Raw genomic sequence first — 17928 nt, forward strand, 5'->3', positions numbered from 1 at the left:
GATTTCTCTGTGACCTATGTGTCTATGTGGTTTTTACAATTTGAACCACATAGGAACATAGTTACACATAGTTTTTTTTCTTTTGGACTTATGTTTTTTCTCTGTGATCTATGTGTCTATGTGGTTTTTATAATTTGAAACACATAGTTTTTCAATAAGAAATTGAAGAGATTCCCCCTGCAAGATTGAATATTTCACCAGAGTAATGTTCCCTCAAATAATTGACAGCTGATTTACTTCGTATTCCACTTTGGCAGCAAACCACAAGTTTTTTATCTCTTGGAAGTTCCTTGATTCGTGTTGCTAATTGAGCCAATGGAATATTTATTCCTCCTATATTTTTGGATTTGAATTCCTTTGGTTCTCTAACATCTAAGATTATGATTCCATCTGGATCAGTTTCAATCGCTGACTGTAGTGTTGCGTAGTCCATTTCAGGATAATCAATGACTTTGTTAGCAGGACTCTTGATGATATTCTCTCGATTTCTTTTTTGGATTTTGAAAACTGAGCTTTGATTTGACAATGTATTGATGACCATTAGCTTTCCAGATAGCGTTTCTCCAAGTCCACAAATCACTTTTATTGCCTCATTTGCCATATACATTCCGATGAGTCCTGGCAAAATTCCAATAACCCCGATTTCTGAGCAATTTGGCACTTCATCAGAAGGTGGAGGCTCAGGAAATAAATCTCGGTATTGAGGACCGTCTTGGTAGTTGAAAACAGAAATCTGTCCCTCAAACTTTAATATTGATCCAAAAATCAATGGGATTCCTATTTCAACACAAGTGTCATTGACCAGATATCTCGTAAAGAAATTGTCCGAGCCATCGATGACCAAATCATAACCTTCAAAGATTCCTTTGGCATTTTCATTATTCAGCCTGACATCATAGACTTTGGTTTTGACATAAGGATTGAGTTCAGCGAGTCTTTTTGCAGCTGTATGTGCTTTAGCTTTGCCAATGTCGGTAGAATTGTATAGGATTTGTCTGTGTAAGTTGCTTAAGGCAACCCTGTCATTATCGACGATCCCCAATTGGCCAACTCCGCCTGCAGTCAGGTATTGGAGAATGGGACAGCCCAATCCACCTGCACCAATTACAAGAATTTTGGCATTTCTCAATTTTTCTTGACTAGCCAAGCCAAATTCAGGCAACATGATTTGCCTGCTATAGCGATTCATTTCCAATTCTTCCATCAGTAATTTGCTTTTGGATTTAGGGCACTGTCCCAATCTTTCCAAACAGGTTCATAACCTTGAGACTTGATCAATTGCGCGATCTCTTCAGGACTTCTTTCGTCTGAAATCTCGAATTGCTCCAAAGCTTCAGGTTCTACTGCATATCCGCCTGGGTTGGTTTTCGATCCTGCGCTCATGGAGGTGATTCCAAGCTTGAGGACATTGTTTCGGAATGTTTCGGATTCTCTAGTTGAAAGAGAAAGTTCAATTTCTTCGTTGAAAATACGATAGGCACAGATCAATTGTACCAGTTCTCTATCATTCATGGCAACTTTAGGTTCCAATCCGCCAGAGAATGGTCTGAGTCTAGGAAAGGAAATGCTGTATTTGCTTTGCCAGTAGGTTTTTTCCAAGTAAGACAAATGCAATGCTGTAAAAAAGGAATCTGTTCTCCAATCTTCCAAACCTATAAGCACACCAAGTCCCATTTTATGGATACCAGCTTTGCCAAGTCTGTCAGGTGTTTCTAGTCGGTAATCGAAATTTGATTTTTTCCCTTTTGGATGATGTTTTTTATAATCTTCCCGATGGTAAGTCTCTTGATAGACCAATACCGCATGTAGCCCATAAGGAATCAACGCTTCATATTCATCTTGTTCTAAGGGTTGTACTTCCAAGGAAACATTGGAAAAATGCGGACTGACCAGTTCCATGGCTTTTTTAAAATAGTCCACATGAACGGTTTGATTTGCCTCACCGGTTACCAATAGGACATGATCATACCCCATTTTCTTGATCGTTTCCACTTCTTGGAGTATTTCCTTATCGGTAAGTGTTTTTCTCCGGACCTTATTGTCAAAGCTAAAACCACAATAGGTGCAGATGTTGTTGCACTCATTGGAGAGGTAAAGTGGGACATAAAGTTGCATAGTCTTCCCAAACCTTTTTTGGCTGATTTGTTGACTCAGTTGGGCCATTTCCTCCAAAAATGGTTCTGCTGCAGGGGAGATCAGTGCTTTGAAATCTTCCAGATTTCTTTTGGGTGATCGCAAGGCATGGAGTACATCAGCTTCTGTTTTGCTGTAGATACCCTGCTTTACATCGTCCCAAGAGTAGGTATTAAATAAATCTTTGAAACTAGACATCGAGGAAGGAAGTTAGTGGGCTACTTGCTACTGCGCCTGTATGTTTTGGTGCCAACCTGGCCTCAAATGCCATGCGGCCAGCTTCAACAGCCATTTTAAATGCCAATCCCATTGCAACAGGATCGGGAGATACTGCTATGGCAGTGTTGACCAAAACGGCATCTGCGCCAATCTCCATAGCTTTGGCTGCATCTGATGGAGCGCCAATTCCCGCATCTACAATTACTGGAACATTGCTTTGCTCAATGATGATTTCAAGGAAATCGATTGTTTTCAGACCCTTGTTGCTGCCAATAGGAGAGCCCAATGGCATCACCGCAGCAGTACCGGCTTCTTCCAATCTTTTGCATAAGACAGGGTCAGCATGGATGTAAGGAAGTACGATGAATCCCAACTTTGCCAATGCTTCTGTAGCGATCAATGTCTCTATCGGATCAGGCATCAAATACTTCGGATCGGGATGGATTTCAAGTTTGATCAAATTGGTTTCCAATGCTTCCCTTGCCAATTGTGCTGCGAAAATTGCTTCTTTGGCATTTCTGACTCCTGAAGTATTGGGAAGGAGCTTGATGTGGGGATGATTAAGTTTGGTCAATAGATCATCTTGAACTTGGTTTTTGAAATCCACCCTTTTCAAAGCGACTGTAACAAGCTCTGAGCCTGATGCCAGGAGGGATTTTTCCATGACTTCGGAAGAACTGTATTTTCCAGTCCCTGTGAAAAGACGGGAATTGAATGTTGTGTTGCCTATTTTTAACATGTTGGTGCTTGTTTTTGTCTCTACATTTGGTTTTGAAAATCAAACTAAAGAGGGTTTTGCAGTGGTTATTAATTGTTACTGTTGTTATGTTTATTTAGAATTTACTTTGGTGTTGAATTGCGATCTCTAATCACTTGTTGAAAGGTGTTAACTGTTAAATCGTTAAGCGTAAGCTACGATTAACACTTAACAATTAACGTTGAACATTCCGTCAAGCCCTTATTTTTCAATTAACACGACACTAATAAATTGATGCTCTCTATTTTTTGAGCTAAATCGTTAGCATGATTGATATCTCCTGAGATGGCAACTCCATAAATGCCTGTTCTCATCAATTCTGGCAAATCATTGTCAGCAATTCCACCCACGGCAATGATAGGAATGTTTAATCCCAAGGTTTTTAATTCTTCCATGATAGCTTGATAACCTTCAATACCCAGTATAGGACTTAGCTTTTCCTTGGTTTGGGTAAATCTATATGGACCTACACCAATGTAATCAGGGTCTGATTTCAGGTGCATTTTTATGTCTTCGATGGTATTTGCTGTCGCTCCAATGATTTTGCTTTCTCCTAAAACCAACCTTGCTTCAGCTACCGACATATCATTGAGTCCTATGTGAACACCATCGGCATCTACTTCCTTCGCGATTTCTACATGATCATTGATGATCAGGATAGCTTGGTGATTTTCACAGAGTCGCTTGGCTTCCTTGGCAATAGATAAGATTTCATGCTCGTCCAGGTTTTTTAATCTCAACTGAATCCATTTGCAACCTGCTTCAAGCACATTTTCTATGGCTTCCAAGTGGGAGTTGAAAGGTTTTTCTTGGGAGATGTATTGGAGTTTGTTTATTTCAATTTTCATATATCCTTCATTCTAATATATTAGCGAACATTTAAATCATTTTTTATTGGTTTAGATATTAATTGATATTGGATATTTGTAGATATTTTTTTGAAATCATAATCAAATTTTTCTCTATAAATTGAAGTTCACAAAATCACTTTGTCAAACTGATCCACAAGTTCTTTTTGGTCAAAATAATAAAACCCATAAGGTTGGCGAACTTAAAATATCTTAATATCAAGTGTGTTAATAAAAATCTATCATGTTTTGATTTCAAGAGAAGAAACTTAAAACCATATATCTTCCTATCAAGAATATCAATGAATATCAGCTTTGAGGAAGCTTTAGGGCAATTCAATAAATTTTATCGATAAATAAGTTTAACACAAGTTTCAATTAAGTCTCTTAATATCTTGATCCTTCTATTCTCTTCCTCATTCCAAATACTTCCCAATACTGCAGCGCCATCAAAATTCATGGATTTTACCAAGTCTATATTTCCCAGGTGAATTCCTCCCAAAGCAATCACTTCGGGTGAGTTTTTTGGTTTTTTCAAAACGAAATCTGCTGAAACAGAACTTTTATATCCCTCTTTGGAAATACTGTCAAACACAGGACTGAAGAAAGTATAATCGAAATGGCTCAATTCATTTAGTGCAGAAATGTCATGGAGGGAAGTGCTGATTTTCATTCCTCTTTCCTTGATTTTTATCAATTCCGAAATTGGGGTTTTGTTCCTTTCATTTTCTGTGAAGTGCAATCTCTTCAATCCAAATTCAGCAGCTAAATCATGATGCTGGTGAATTGCGATCCGATCATGATATTTTGGATCAATATGGGAGATCAGCTGATGCATCGATTCCAAATCGTTATTGGGTTTGCGTAGATGAAATACCCCCAAACCTGCTTCAAAGAGTCGATTGATATTTTCGGCTTCATTTGAAACAGGCGTGGGAGATGAAATGATAATTAGTTCCAAGTTACAGATAGATTTCGTTTCCTTTTTCCGCAAATTCTTTGGCTTTTTCTTCCATTCCTTTTTCCAAAGCTTCGGTTTCTTCTAGGTCGTTTTCAGCGGCATATTTTCTGACATCTTGGGTGATCTTCATGGAGCAGAAATTTGGGCCACACATAGAGCAGAAATGGGCGATCTTAGCACCTTCAGCAGGAAGTGTTTCATCATGGAATGATTTTGCTGTATCTGGATCGAGTGAAAGGTTGAACTGGTCTTCCCATCGGAATTCAAACCTTGCCTTGCTCAATGCATTGTCTCTGTATTGAGCTCCTGGATGTCCTTTTGCCAAATCTGCTGCATGGGCTGCTATTTTGTAGGTGATAACACCATCTTTGACGTCTTTTTTGTTTGGCAATCCCAAGTGTTCTTTTGGAGTCACATAGCAAAGCATAGCCGTACCGTACCAACCAATCATGGCTGCTCCGATGGCTGAAGTGATGTGATCATAGCCTGGGGCAATGTCTGTCGTCAATGGACCTAAAGTATAGAATGGTGCTTCTCCACAATGGGCAAGTTGCTTGTCCATATTTTCTTTGATCAGGTGCATCGGCACATGTCCAGGCCCTTCGATGATCGTTTGGATATCATGTTTCCAAGCTATTTTTGTGAGTTCACCCAAAGTTTCGAGTTCGCCAAACTGGGCTGCGTCATTAGCATCGGCAATACTTCCAGGCCTCAAGCCATCTCCCAAAGAGAAAGTGACATTGTAGGCTTTCATGATTTCACAGATCTCTTCGAAATGTGTATAGAGGAAGTTTTCTTTGTGGTGGGAAAGACACCATTTGGCCATAATGGAACCTCCTCGGGATACGATGCCCGTCATTCTTTTTGCTGTAAGCGGAACATACCTGAGCAAAACTCCCGCATGGATTGTGAAATAATCGACACCTTGTTCTGCTTGCTCAATCAAAGTATCTCTGAACAATTCCCAAGTAAGGTCTTCGGCTTTGCCATTTACTTTTTCCAAAGCCTGATAGATTGGGACAGTGCCGATTGGTACAGGGGAATTTCTGATTACCCATTCACGGGTTTCGTGGATATTTTTTCCTGTGGAAAGATCCATGATTGTATCAGCACCCCATCTGCATGCCCAAACAGCCTTTTCAACTTCTTCCTCAATGTTGGAGCTCACTGCGGAGTTTCCAATGTTGGCATTGATCTTTACTAAGAAATTTCGTCCGATGATCATCGGTTCTACTTCTGGGTGATTGATATTTGCAGGGATTACTGCACGACCCAAAGCGATTTCCTGTCGGACAAATTCAGGGGTGATAAAGCTTTTCGGTGTGTTTGCCCCAAAGCTATTGCCATCGTGCTGGTGGAGTAGGCATTTGTTACCAATGTCATTTTTTCCCAATTCCGCAATCCTCTGGTTTTCTCGGATCGCAACATATTCCATTTCTGGCGTGATGATTCCCTGTTTGGCATAGTGCATCTGTGAGACGTTTTTACCCGGCAATGCTTTCAAAGGCTTGTTCAGATTAGGGAATCGAATCGGATTTAGAGAGTCGTCATTTTTTCTTTTTTTACCATATTCAGAACTGATATCAGAAAGGTACTCGACATCGTTTCTTTGGAGTATCCATTTTTCAAAATTCCTAGGCAAGCCTTTTTCAAGATTTACTTGATAAGAGGGATCTGTGTATGGTCCGCTAGTATCATACACGGTGACTGCTGGGTTTTTGGTAGCAGGTAGGCCTTTGATGTGTGGTTGTGTGTCGTGTAGAGAGATTTCACGCATGGGAACTTTGATCGCATGCAGTTCACCATCCAAATAGACTTTTGTGGAAGCTGGAAATGGGCTGGTGGAAATGGTTTGGTTGTTTGGTGTTTGTTCTGTTTTCATCTTCTTATGGTTTTATCCTCCTTGTGTAGCTTTGATAAGGATGATTGTATCACCAGAAGCAATGAAAGTATTCTCCCACTCTGATTTTGGTATCACAGATTGATTGACAGCAACGGCAATGCCTTCAGGTTTTTGCTGAACATGGTCTTGAAGTAACTGTGTGATAGAGCAAGTGTCCGAAATTTGGAGCGGTTCATTGTTTACGGTAATATCCATCCTTGAAATTGTTTGATTGAACATATAACTTCAGGAGTGGCCCGTAACAACGGATCAAAAAAAACGAAAATGCCATTCATCGACGGATAAATGGGCAGTTCTTCACTTTTCCCTTCGGCAGTACTAACTGCATCAGGTTCGTAGGGTATGATCTCAGTCCGTGAAGGACACCCCTAAAGTTGTCTCAAACCTATAGAAAACAAATTGGAATAGCAAGGGGAGTTTGTTTTAATGAGTTTATTCTTTAAAATAAAACAAAGCGAAAATTCAAGCAAAATTCCCGAACTCAATCTTATTTAAACAATTTCGGACAGTTTGAATATCTGAAAGAGTATTTAGTAAACTTTCAGGTTTTAATCCGTTCAGTGCATAACTTGGACTTTCAAGCCAATGTTGGAACTTGTCTTTTTCGTTATTAAACACTTCAAGACCGTAAGTCAATACTTCTTCTTTTTTGCGAATTAACTCGCTTTTACTATGAGTTTTTTGCTTTGTCATTAGTCAGAATTCATGTATGAAAATAATAAAAATATAAGATTGATTTATGATTTGATAAAACAAAAAAAATCAAGTGGTTTAATGATAAAGTAATTGCCATTAGCAATCCTAAAGGAGGAAACCCTTCAAAGATATTGGGGTAAAAGGATTTTCCTGAATTTAATGACTAGACTTCTGAGAAAAAAAGACTTTACCAAACTCTTCAATATGCTTGATCAAGTCCTGATTCGTAATTTGTCTATAAAGTGATATGTCAAATTTATAGGGAAGCAATAGCTCATCCAATTCATTTTCAATTAATTGTAAAGTGGTAAGGTCTAGATTGTCACCAATCAAAGTAAGGTCAATGTCCGATCCAATTCTATAATTTCCAATAGCCCTAGAACCATAAAGTAGGACTTTTTCTACATGATTATGTTTTTGAAATACCTGATTGATCGTTTCAATAATATGCGGATTAAGCCCAAATCTTACCATAATTCACCTTGATTCCCGCTCTTGATTTCTTCTAGCTTATCCCTGAATTGCAAAAACTCTTTTAAATATTCATAAACGATTTTCATAAAAATATCATCAGCAGTTTCTTCATTGTAAGTATGGGAAGTTTTATTTCTACTTTTGATCATGTCCATCCATACCTCACCATTTATAATCAATCCTGCAGCAAAGGCTTCCCTTGTAGCATCTTTAGAGCCAAATACCCCCATATTCCCTGAATTTGCAAGAAAATCTTTCATGACATTCCAAGCAAGTTCGTGTGTATATTCGAAGCGGTGAATCAAACCATCTTTAAAAATACCGTCTAAAAAGCTATCCTTATTAATTTAACCATTCTCGTCAATTTGATAATCATTTTTGATCCTTTCTACAGCTTCTTCCAATTTTGTAAGGACATTTTTAAAAATGCGAAAGAGCTGTTCCCAACTTGAATTTTCTGTTCCCATTTATGGCTTTTAATAATTTAAGTGAACATCAAAATCGTGATGCATGGTATCTCGATCAAACTTAAAATAAAAAATTTAAATCTTAAAAAACAGAATTTCAGAAAACCTTTGGGAATTATCTCGAATACAAAATAGATAATTCCCAAAGGCTTTTTTCCTTACAATCAACCCAACTTTGCTAAAGCTTCTTCAAGTGTCTTGATTTTGGCTTCCGCATCGGCTTGCTTTTTCCTTTCGTTTTCTATAACTGCCGCAGGTGCTCCTGCAACAAATCGCTCGTTGCTGAGTTTTTTCATCACAGAATTCAAAAATCCTTTGGTATAAGCTAAATCTTTGCTTATGTTTTCTCTTTCTTCCTCTGGATTGACTTGCCCTTCCATTGGGATAAAGCACTCATCTGATTTTACCACGAAGCTTACGGCATTTTCAAGTGAGTCACCGAACGAAACATCTTCCAAATTAGCCAACTTTTTCAATACCGCATCGAACCTTCCATAAAGTTCAGCTTGCTTGGTTTTGATAGTCAAAGAGAAAGTTTCTTTTGGTGAAATCCCCTTGGATGCCCTGATATTTCTTACCTGCGAAACGATATCAAATACTTGAGATGCTTCAGTAATTATTTGACTGTCATAAGCTTTTGCATTTGGCCAAGCTGAGATAATCAATGCTTCACTCGTATTTCTTTCTTTGATTTGATGCCAAAGTTCTTCCGTCAAGAATGGCATAAATGGATGTAATATCCTCAAAATATCCTCAAAGAATTCGATTGTTTTGGCATGTGTAGCGGCATCGATTGGTGCTTGATAGGCAGGTTTGATCATCTCTAAGTACCAAGAGCAGAAATCATCCCAAACCAATTTATAAGTAGCCATCAATGCATCCGAAATTCTGAATTTCTCAAAATGATCCTCGATCTCTGTCAAGCCTTCATTGAAACGGTTTTCGAACCAAGTTATTGATGCTTGATTGCTTTCCCCTGAAAGGTTGGGATCAATTTCCCAGCCACTCACCAATCGGTATGCATTCCAGATTTTGTTGGAGAAATTACGCCCCTGTTCTACCAGTTTCTCATCAAAAGGAAGATCATTTCCGGCAGGGGAGGAGAATAGCATTCCCGTACGAACCCCATCAGCTCCATACTGCTTGATCAATTCCAATGGATCTGGTGAATTGCCCAAGGATTTGGACATTTTTCTACCTTGCTTATCTCTTACGATACCTGTGAGATAGACATTTTTGAATGGTTTTTCACCTGTGTATTCATATCCTGCTATGATCATCCTGGCTACCCAGAAGAACAAGATCTCCGGTGCAGTTACCAAGTCATTGGTTGGATAATAATATTTCAAATCTTCATTTTTCTCACCAGTTTTGAAAACCTCGGAATCAAACACAGATATAGGCCATAACCAAGAAGAGAACCATGTATCAAGTACATCTTCATTTTGGGTAAGGTCTTCCAATTTGTATGCTGTTCCAAATTTTTCATTGGCAATCTGAACTGCCTCTTCTTTTGTTTTGGCTACTACGAATTCACCATTTGGAAGGTAGTACGCAGGAATCTGATGTCCCCACCAAAGTTGACGAGAAATACACCAATCCCTTACATTTTCCATCCAAGAGCGGTACATGTTCTTGAATTTTGGTGGATGCAATTGGATTACGTCTTCCATCACCGAACTCAAAGCTGGCTTGGTGATGTCTTCCATTTTCAAAAACCACTGCAAGGAAAGCTTTGGCTCTACTACAGCATCTGTTCTCTCCGAATGGCCTACATTGGATTTGTATTCTTCAATCTTATCCAACTGACCTGCTTCGTCCAGCATTTTCCCGATTCTTTTTCTAGCGATGAATCTGTCTTCACCTACAAGAATCTGGGCTTTTTCATTGAGTGTACCATTATCGTTTAGGATGTCAATGACTTCAAGCTTGTGCTTGATACCCAATTCGTAATCATTGATGTCATGGGCAGGAGTCACTTTCAGACAACCTGTTCCAAATTCCATGTCAACATATTCATCCTCAATAATAGGGATAGCACGATTGATCAATGGAATGATGGCTTTTTTACCTTTGAGGTGTGTGAATCTAGGATCATTTGGGTTGATGCAGATCGCTACATCAGCCATGATTGTCTCTGGTCGGGTAGTAGCGATGGTCAAGAAATCTTCGCTTCCTTCGATTTGATACTTGATATAGTAAAGCTTGGATTGGATTTCTTTCATGATCACCTCGTCATCTGACAAGGCTGTTTTTCCCTGTGGATCCCAGTTGACCATACGGATTCCTCTGTAGATTTTTCCTTTGTTGTAAAGGTCAATAAAAACAGAAATCACAGCTTCACTCAAGTCGGCATCCATTGTGAATTTGGTTCTGTCCCAATCACAGGAAGCGCCCAATTTCTTCAATTGCTCCAAGATGATTCCTCCATATTTCTCTTTCCACTCATAGGCATACTTGAGAAATTCCTCTCGGGAAATGGATTTTTTGTCAATGCCCCTATCTTTGAGCATTGCTACTACTTTTGCTTCCGTTGCAATTGAAGCATGGTCGGTACCCGGTACCCAACAGGCATTTTTGCCTTCCATTCTTGCCTTGCGAACCAATACATCCTGAATGGTATTGTTGAGCATATGTCCCATATGCAACACTCCTGTGACGTTCGGTGGAGGGATGACGATGGTATATGGTTCTTTTGTATGATCTACTTTGGAGGAGAAAAATTTGTTTTCCATCCAGTAGGCATACCATTTTGACTCTGCTGCTTCAGGATTGTATTTTGTAGCTAATGACATATTTTAGAACTTATTGAAACTTGAAGGCGCAAAAATACGAGAAATATTCTACTCCCATAGCTTTCTCAATGTAAATTCGATACATCTAGCTGCCAACTTGGCCGTACTGTGGTCAATGTCATATGCAGGATTGAGCTCTACCACATCCATAGTGAGCAGTTTTTTGCTCTTTGCCAAGTATTCCAAAACTTTCAAGGCAAAGTCAGGACTAAATCCCATAGGGGATGGGGCGCTTACACCAGGAGCAAAGGCGGAAGAAAAACCATCCAAATCAATACTGAGGTAAATTTTATTTACTTTCGAAAGAAATGAATCGAGGGTGTTTTTGACAGAACTCCAATTTTCTACAGTACAATCTTCACTTTCCATCCACCATGAACCTGTGGTTTTTGCAGTTTCAAAAAGAGAAGAAGGGTTTGCAGCTCTTTGGATGCCAAGACAGAGGTATTCACACTTTTTGTTTTGGGTTTTGGCGGAATTTAAAATTTGGAGAAATGGGGAACCGGAATGCCCTTGACCATTATTGAGTTCTCTTAGATCAAAGTGTGCATCGAGATTGATGATGCCAAGTGTTTCATTTTTGTTGGCAGTGTATTGTAATGCCGCCATGCCATGTGGAAAAGCAAGGTCATGACCACCTCCAAGGATTATTGGGAAATGATTCCTTTCCAGAAGTTTTGTGATATTTTCTTCTGTTGATTTTTGTAACTCTTCTAAGCTACTTCCTTCACCAAAAATATCTCCATAATCCAAAATGTTTAGATTTTCTGGCAAGTGGTATGCCATAGGTCCCATGACTTTCCTGATAGAATCTGGTCCAGCAATTGCACCAACGCGACCTTGGTTTCTCCTTACTCCTTCATCTACTGCATAACCCAATAGCCCAATTTTCTTCTTGGGATTGATGTCTTGAAATGACAAATCATCAATACATCTGACTTGCTGATGCCAATATTGAATAGTTTCGCTAGGTCTTCCTTTCCAGTTGTATTGTGCTGTACTCTTGTGATTTTTCATGTGTCTGGGATTTTAAAAAAATCAAATTTCACTTTGTTTTCCTGTAAGTTAATGAATAGATTATGTTTATACGGAATGATACCAGTAATTTAAGAAGAGAGTTCTCTTTGATTCATTTCGATCCATCAGAGGCGGACAAGTTATTAATTGATATTAGATTTTGATAGATATTGATCAAAAACAAAGATTAATACAAGAATTATAATCTACTGGCAAAGTAGGGGATAATCATTAATGATAGTTTTTGGTTATCGGTTGATTTGTTATCAGTAGTTCAGTAGGTTTAGATATTTAGAGATTTTTTCCGCAAAGAGATACAAGGAATCGCAAATGGGAATTTCAATAACATTATTTCTCTTTTCTTCCTGTAAACTGATCCATGGTGTGATATACTCCCAAAACTTTTCCGACAAACCAATCAAATAGCCAGATTGGGAATAGTCCTTGAAAGAATCTAACAAATCTCATGCTCCAAGGCATGCTCAAGATTATTCTGTTTGATTCAATGGCTTTGATGATTTTCTTTGCCACTTTCTCTGGATTTAGGATGGGAACCAAGGATTTGACACCATCAAACATACCTGTACTGATGTAATAGGGAGTGACTGTAGTTACACCAATATTTTTCTTTTGCTGTTTCATTTCCAATCTCAGACTATCCGACCAACCGATCATCGCCCACTTGCTGGCAGCATAGACGGACATTTTTGGGTTGGAAATAAATCCAGCAGATGAAGCGATATTGCAAATATGTCCGGAGTTTGCTTCCATCATACCCGGCAAAAATTCATTGGTGATATACATTGGTGCCAAAGTATTGATATCCATGGTGGTTTGGATATCACTATGGGTGTGCTCAGTAAAATATTTCCCAACTATTATTCCAGCATTGTTAATGAGGATATCAATTTTCCCGTGGATGGTTTTTGTTTCCTCGGCTGTGGATTTGATTTCTTCAAGCTTAGAAATATCTACTTGGTAACCTGAGGTTTTTCCAATTTTTGAAAGCTCATTTACCGTATTGTTCAAGTTCTCAAGATTGATATCCCAAATGATCAATTCAGCTCCTTTTTCCAAAACGATCCTTCCCATAATCTTCCCAATTCCCGAAGCTCCTCCTGTGATCAGTACTTTTTTGTTTTTTAGTGAATTCATTGTCTTTAATTTTTTACCACATAGCTCCAAAGGTTTGGCCCACCTCAACCTTTGAGGTCTTTTTCCAGACCTCGAAGGTTTTTCTTTCTCGAACTGGAAAATAGTCAACTAGCTAATCAAAACCTTCGGGGTTTTTTGAAACCCCAAAGGTTAGTATCACCAACCTTTGAGGTTTTTTTCAAACCTCGAAGGTTTTTCTTTCTCGAACTGGAATAGTCACTAGCTAATCAAAACCTTCGGGGTTTTTTGAAACCCCAAAGGTTTGGCCCACCTCAACCTTTGAGGTCTTTTTCCAGACCTCGAAGGTTTTCTGTCCCGAACAGGAAAATAGTCAACTAGCTAATCAAAACCTTCGGGGTTTTTTGAAACCCCAAAGGTTAATATCACCAACCTTTGAGGTCTTTTTCCAGACCTCGAAGGTTTTCTGTCCCGAACAGGAAAATAGTCAACTAGCTAATCAAAACCTTCGGGGTTTTTTGAAACCCCAAAGGTTAATATCACCAACCTTTGAGGTTTTTTTCAAACCTCGAAGGTTTTCCTGTCCCGAACTGGAAATAGTCACTAGCTAATCAAAACCTTCGGGGTTTTTTGAAACCCCAAAGGTTAGTATCACCAACCTTTGAGGTTTTTTTTCAAACCTCGAAGGTTTTTCTTTCTCGAACAGGAAATAGTCAACTAGCTAATCAAAACCTTCGGGGTTTTTTGAAACCCCAAAGGTTTTGCCCAACTCAACCTTTGAGGTCTTTTTCCAGACCTCGAAGGTTTTTCTTTCCCGAACTGGAAATAGTCAACTAGCTAATCAAAACCTTCGGGGTTTTTTGAAACCCCAAAGGTTTGGTCCACCTCAACCTTTGAGGTCTTTTTCCAGACCTCGAAGGTTTTTCTTTCCCGAACTGGAAATAGTCAACTAGCTAATCAAAACCTTCGGGGTTTTTTGAAACCCCAAAGGTTTGGTCCACCTCAACCTTCGGGGTTTTTGGAAACCCCAAAGGTTTTTTTCATCCTCCTTCCCAATCAATTATTCTTAAACGATTTGTCAGGATAAGCTGGTGGGCTTGGGACTGGTCTTGGGTCTTTTTTGATGAGATCTTTTAGGTGTTCGATTGCTGCTTCCAGCTGGGCATCTTTTCCTTCAAATGATGCTTTTGGCATATTGATCACCTCGATGTCAGGGATGAAGCCTTCACCTTCGATCAGCCATTCTCCTTCTTCTCCATATACACCCATCATTGGTGCTCTTGCTACTCCATTGTCTGTCAAGGTATTTGAGCCGGATAGCCAAACTTCCCCGCCCCAGGTTCTAGCGCCTATAGATTGGCCTAGTTTGAGTCTTTTGAAGCCTTCGGCAAATGCTTCTCCATCCGAAGCGGTGAATTCATCCACCAATAATACAAGGTGTCCACGGAATGCATATTGCATGTTCCAGTATGGCTCGCCTTCTCTGTTTTTCCAATAGAAAAAGGCTTCACGCATCAACTTCTCCAAGATGAAACTGTCAATATTTCCTCCTCTATTATTTCTTACGTCAATGATCAATCCTGATTTCTTAAATTGTGGATAGAAATCCCTGTACCACTGACTGATATCGCTAGCAGTCATTGCCCTTAGGTGAACATAACCAATATCTCCATCAGAAGCCTTGTCTGCCTCCAATCGCCTAGTATATTCCCAATCATTGTATCTCAAATTGGACTCTGCGTAGGAACTCATTGGAATAATTATTCGATCATCAAGGCTCGAGCCATTCTCAGACACAAGGGAAAGGCGTACTTGCTTTCCAGCTTTGTCACGAAGGAAATAATTGATGTCGGTAGCAGAAATTACAGCCTCACCATCTACATGGGTGATAATATCACCTTTGTTGATCATGATATCAGGGTGGGAGAGTGGTGACATTTCAGTAGGATAGTCTGGATCACTTTGGTAGATATAGTCTATCTGGAATCCTTTTCGGCTTTCATTTTTTGACAGTCTCGCTCCCAAAAGACCAAGATTGATCTGGTCATCTCCTCTTCTCAAATCACCACCACCTACACTTGTGTGCAATACACTCAACTCACCGATCAATTCTCCCAACACATCTGAAAGTTCAGCCCTTGTGGTTACTCTTTCTGCCAAAGGAAGGTATTTGGTGTACATTTTATCCCAATCCACTCCATGCATATTTGGGTCATAGTAGTAATCTCGCTCCATTCTCCAAGCATCTGTGTAAAGCTGTTTCCAGTCTTCTTTTGGATCTATGGAAAAATTCCATTTGCTCAAATCCAATTTCATCTCATTCAAATTACTGATAGGGGAAGTTTTGACTTCTACGATGTGGTGACTGCTTCCCACTGTAACCAACATGTATTTGTTGTTTTCCGAAGTGACAAATCTCCTTACATTTTCTATAAATGTTTTCTGTTCAGCTTTGGAATCAATTGGTGTCATCGTGATGGCATTTTTCCCATCTCCAGTGGCATCATTTAAATAGTAAAGCGCTTTATCCGTCACCACCAAACTTCTATAGTTTCCGGCAGGAACTGGTACTTCTCTTAAGCGCTGCATCAATCCTTCTTCCTCAATAGTGACTTTTACTTCACCTTCTGCCTTTTTATCATCTTTCTTCTCCTCCTTTTTCAATTCATGATTGTAGTGAAATGGAGAAACAACCCCCTTCTTTAAGGAAATATGGTAGATTTTCATCTGCTTTTCCCAATATGGTTCGGGCTGACGGGTTCCCCATGGCGAACTTACACGGGTCTGAAAGTTTCTGTCAGAAAGGTAATAGATCCAATTCCCATCAGGACTCCATTGTGGATTGACACTGTTGGCCCAATCAGATGTAATGGCGATGTGTTTTTTTGTGTTGATTTGAAAAGCAAAAATTTGATTGAAAGTATTGGAAGCGGATTGTGAAAAAGCGATCCATTGACTGTCTGGTGACCAAGCGATCCCGCTGACGCCTTCTCGATTGGTGGAGGCTTTGGTGCTGCTTCCAGATGCGATATCGAATACCCACAAATCTCTATTAAGATCTGTAAATGCTAATTTTTTACCATCTGGAGAAGGAGTCAAATTAAACCTCAATGTAGTCCCATCTTTGGAAATTTGTTTGCCATCGCTCAGACCTTTTGGATCGTATTGATGGATCTCAAATTCCCCAGATTCATCCGAAAAGACATATACATTTTTTCCATCTGGAGAAAATACAATATCCCTGAATCGCACGCCATCTTTTCTGTCAAGCCTCACTGTCCGACCTTCTTTCGCTGGGATGACAAAACTTCTTCCCCTCGCTGTAAAAGCTACTTCTTTGCCATCATTGCTGACAGAAATCCCCGTGATATAGCTCTCGGGATTTTTGATCCATTTCTCACGCATGTGATCAAAATCAGAATTGAGCTTTATATCCAATTTTTTATCAGAGCCATCTTTGATGTTGAATGTATGTAAATCTGCGCCAACTCTATAAGCGATCAGACCACCATGGTAAGATGCTTCCCTTACATCGTAGGTTTCTTGTTTGGTATGCTGCTTGAGGTCTTCGCCATTTTCATTCATTGACCAGACATTGACTATGCCGTCACGGGAGGAAAGAAAGTAAACACGTCCCTGATGATAGGTAGGATGATGGTCTTCACCCTTGTAGTTTTTGGTGAGTTTCACTGCTTCCTGAGCACCATCTGTGTATTTCCAAACTTGTCGGGCAGTACCACCTTCATATCTTTTGGTCACGTTGTTGTGAAATGTCGGTCTGACGAAAAAATATGAATTACCATCTTCAGAAAAACTGCCTTCGGCAGCCATCTCAAGAGGAAGGATGTTTTTTTGGCCAGACTTGATGTCAATGGTGACAGTTTGTAGTCTTGGTAGGGTAGAATATTGGTTGGTGACATAAGCCAATTCTGTAGGAGACTTCCAGGCTGTTGGCACAGAAGCAGCTGATTCGAAAGTCAACCTTTTTGGTATTCCGCCCGAGATAGGCATGATGTAAACTTCTGTGGGGCCTTCATAGGAAGCTGCATAAGCAACCCATTTTCCGTCAGGGGAAATTTTCGGAGTTCTTTCATCACCGGCATGTGTGGTCAATCTGCTTGCCTCACCACCTGATCGGGATACTTTCCAAAGATCACCTTCCGAGACAAAGACAATCAGATCATTGTGGATAGCTGGCTCCATGTAATACCCTTGGTTTTCTTGTGCCAAAAGTAAGTTGCTTGCCGTCAAAAATATGACAGCGATCAGTATATGTTTTAGTTTCATGTGTTTATAATTTGTTTTTCAGAGGTCACATGGAATCTCGCATGGTTGATAATCATCCCAGAATGTGACGTTCTTCGTCATGCTTGATTTCATATATAGAAATTTTGTTAGTGAAATGCTTATTGTGATCGGAAATTGTGATGTCCGATTTATTTAAGAACACAATGTAAAAAAACTTAGGATAAATTATATATACTTTTCATTGAGTGGTAGAAAAGGGGGAGGGGGGAGATTTTAGATTGAAAGATTGAAGGATTT

Annotated in this window: 14 protein-coding genes and 1 riboswitch; all 14 genes read right to left on the minus strand. The window is 39.5% G+C overall.

The genetic code is table 11. The annotated features are described in order from the left end of the window. Positions 1 to 151: 151 nt before the first annotated feature. The gene (moeB, locus tag MM213_RS02625; protein WP_241409949.1) at positions 152 to 1204 is read right to left on the minus strand and encodes a HesA/MoeB/ThiF family protein; all 1053 of its coding nucleotides are present in this window, start codon (positions 1202 to 1204) and stop codon (positions 152 to 154) included. After that, positions 1204 to 2331, minus strand: coding sequence for a 2-iminoacetate synthase ThiH (thiH, locus tag MM213_RS02630; RefSeq protein ID WP_241409950.1), 1128 nt, complete (start codon positions 2329 to 2331; stop codon positions 1204 to 1206). The genes moeB and thiH overlap by 1 nt, the downstream gene beginning before the upstream one ends. Then, a complete protein-coding gene (locus MM213_RS02635; protein WP_241409951.1) occupies positions 2324 to 3091 on the minus strand; it encodes a thiazole synthase in 768 nt (255 codons plus the stop codon). The genes thiH and MM213_RS02635 overlap by 8 nt, the downstream gene beginning before the upstream one ends. 230 nt (positions 3092 to 3321) lie before the next feature. Next, positions 3322 to 3957, minus strand: coding sequence for a thiamine phosphate synthase (locus tag MM213_RS02640; RefSeq protein WP_241409952.1), 636 nt, complete (start codon positions 3955 to 3957; stop codon positions 3322 to 3324). Positions 3958 to 4303: 346 nt separating this feature from the next. Further along, positions 4304 to 4918: a thiamine phosphate synthase gene (locus MM213_RS02645; protein ID WP_241409953.1), complete on the minus strand. Its 615-nt coding sequence runs from the start codon at positions 4916 to 4918 to the stop codon at positions 4304 to 4306. 1 nt (position 4919) lies between these two features. After that, a complete protein-coding gene (thiC, locus tag MM213_RS02650) occupies positions 4920 to 6800 on the minus strand; it encodes a phosphomethylpyrimidine synthase ThiC (RefSeq protein WP_241409954.1) in 1881 nt (626 codons plus the stop codon). 12 nt (positions 6801 to 6812) lie between these two features. Next, complete coding sequence (gene thiS / locus MM213_RS02655) at positions 6813 to 7016, minus strand: sulfur carrier protein ThiS (protein WP_241409955.1); 204 nt, start codon at positions 7014 to 7016, stop codon at positions 6813 to 6815. 92 nt (positions 7017 to 7108) lie between these two features. Then, positions 7109 to 7201: riboswitch (TPP riboswitch) on the minus strand. A gap of 82 nt (positions 7202 to 7283) precedes the next feature. Next, entirely contained in the window at positions 7284 to 7514 is a 231-nt protein-coding gene (locus MM213_RS02660; RefSeq protein WP_241409956.1) for an MbcA/ParS/Xre antitoxin family protein, read from the minus strand. Positions 7515 to 7673: 159 nt separating this feature from the next. Next, positions 7674 to 7991: a nucleotidyltransferase domain-containing protein gene (locus MM213_RS02665; protein WP_241409957.1), complete on the minus strand. Its 318-nt coding sequence runs from the start codon at positions 7989 to 7991 to the stop codon at positions 7674 to 7676. Then, a complete protein-coding gene (locus tag MM213_RS02670) occupies positions 7985 to 8338 on the minus strand; it encodes a nucleotidyltransferase substrate binding protein (RefSeq protein ID WP_369413876.1) in 354 nt (117 codons plus the stop codon). The genes MM213_RS02665 and MM213_RS02670 overlap by 7 nt, the downstream gene beginning before the upstream one ends. 284 nt (positions 8339 to 8622) lie before the next feature. Continuing rightward, positions 8623 to 11253, minus strand: coding sequence for a valine--tRNA ligase (locus tag MM213_RS02675; protein ID WP_241409959.1), 2631 nt, complete (start codon positions 11251 to 11253; stop codon positions 8623 to 8625). Positions 11254 to 11301: 48 nt separating this feature from the next. Next, positions 11302 to 12270: a formimidoylglutamase gene (hutG, locus tag MM213_RS02680; RefSeq protein ID WP_241409960.1), complete on the minus strand. Its 969-nt coding sequence runs from the start codon at positions 12268 to 12270 to the stop codon at positions 11302 to 11304. A 348-nt stretch (positions 12271 to 12618) separates the two neighbouring features. Then, on the minus strand, positions 12619 to 13425 hold the full coding sequence (locus tag MM213_RS02685) for an SDR family oxidoreductase (protein ID WP_241409961.1): 807 nt from the start codon (positions 13423 to 13425) through the stop codon (positions 12619 to 12621). A 1014-nt stretch (positions 13426 to 14439) separates the two neighbouring features. Next, positions 14440 to 17670 (minus strand): S41 family peptidase, encoded by a 3231-nt coding sequence (locus MM213_RS02690; protein WP_241409962.1) that lies wholly within the window; start codon positions 17668 to 17670, stop codon positions 14440 to 14442. Positions 17671 to 17928 lie beyond the last annotated feature (258 nt).

This window comes from Belliella alkalica, from assembly GCF_022549785.1.
GTDB classification, from domain to species: domain Bacteria; phylum Bacteroidota; class Bacteroidia; order Cytophagales; family Cyclobacteriaceae; genus Belliella; species Belliella alkalica.

What these genes read in the sequence shown, in the direction of transcription:
- moeB (WP_241409949.1), bottom strand. Translation starts at nt 1,204, where the DNA reads ATGGAAGAATTGGAAATGAATCGCTATAGCAGGCAAATCATGTTGCCT.
- thiH (WP_241409950.1), bottom strand. Translation starts at nt 2,331, where the DNA reads ATGTCTAGTTTCAAAGATTTATTTAATACCTACTCTTGGGACGATGTA.
- MM213_RS02635 (WP_241409951.1), bottom strand. Translation starts at nt 3,091, where the DNA reads ATGTTAAAAATAGGCAACACAACATTCAATTCCCGTCTTTTCACAGGG.
- MM213_RS02640 (WP_241409952.1), bottom strand. Translation starts at nt 3,957, where the DNA reads ATGAAAATTGAAATAAACAAACTCCAATACATCTCCCAAGAAAAACCT.
- thiC (WP_241409954.1), bottom strand. Translation starts at nt 6,800, where the DNA reads ATGAAAACAGAACAAACACCAAACAACCAAACCATTTCCACCAGCCCA.
- thiS (WP_241409955.1), bottom strand. Translation starts at nt 7,016, where the DNA reads ATGGATATTACCGTAAACAATGAACCGCTCCAAATTTCGGACACTTGC.
- MM213_RS02660 (WP_241409956.1), bottom strand. Translation starts at nt 7,514, where the DNA reads ATGACAAAGCAAAAAACTCATAGTAAAAGCGAGTTAATTCGCAAAAAA.
- MM213_RS02665 (WP_241409957.1), bottom strand. Translation starts at nt 7,991, where the DNA reads ATGGTAAGATTTGGGCTTAATCCGCATATTATTGAAACGATCAATCAG.
- MM213_RS02675 (WP_241409959.1), bottom strand. Translation starts at nt 11,253, where the DNA reads ATGTCATTAGCTACAAAATACAATCCTGAAGCAGCAGAGTCAAAATGG.
- hutG (WP_241409960.1), bottom strand. Translation starts at nt 12,270, where the DNA reads ATGAAAAATCACAAGAGTACAGCACAATACAACTGGAAAGGAAGACCT.
- MM213_RS02685 (WP_241409961.1), bottom strand. Translation starts at nt 13,425, where the DNA reads ATGAATTCACTAAAAAACAAAAAAGTACTGATCACAGGAGGAGCTTCG.
- MM213_RS02690 (WP_241409962.1), bottom strand. Translation starts at nt 17,670, where the DNA reads ATGAAACTAAAACATATACTGATCGCTGTCATATTTTTGACGGCAAGC.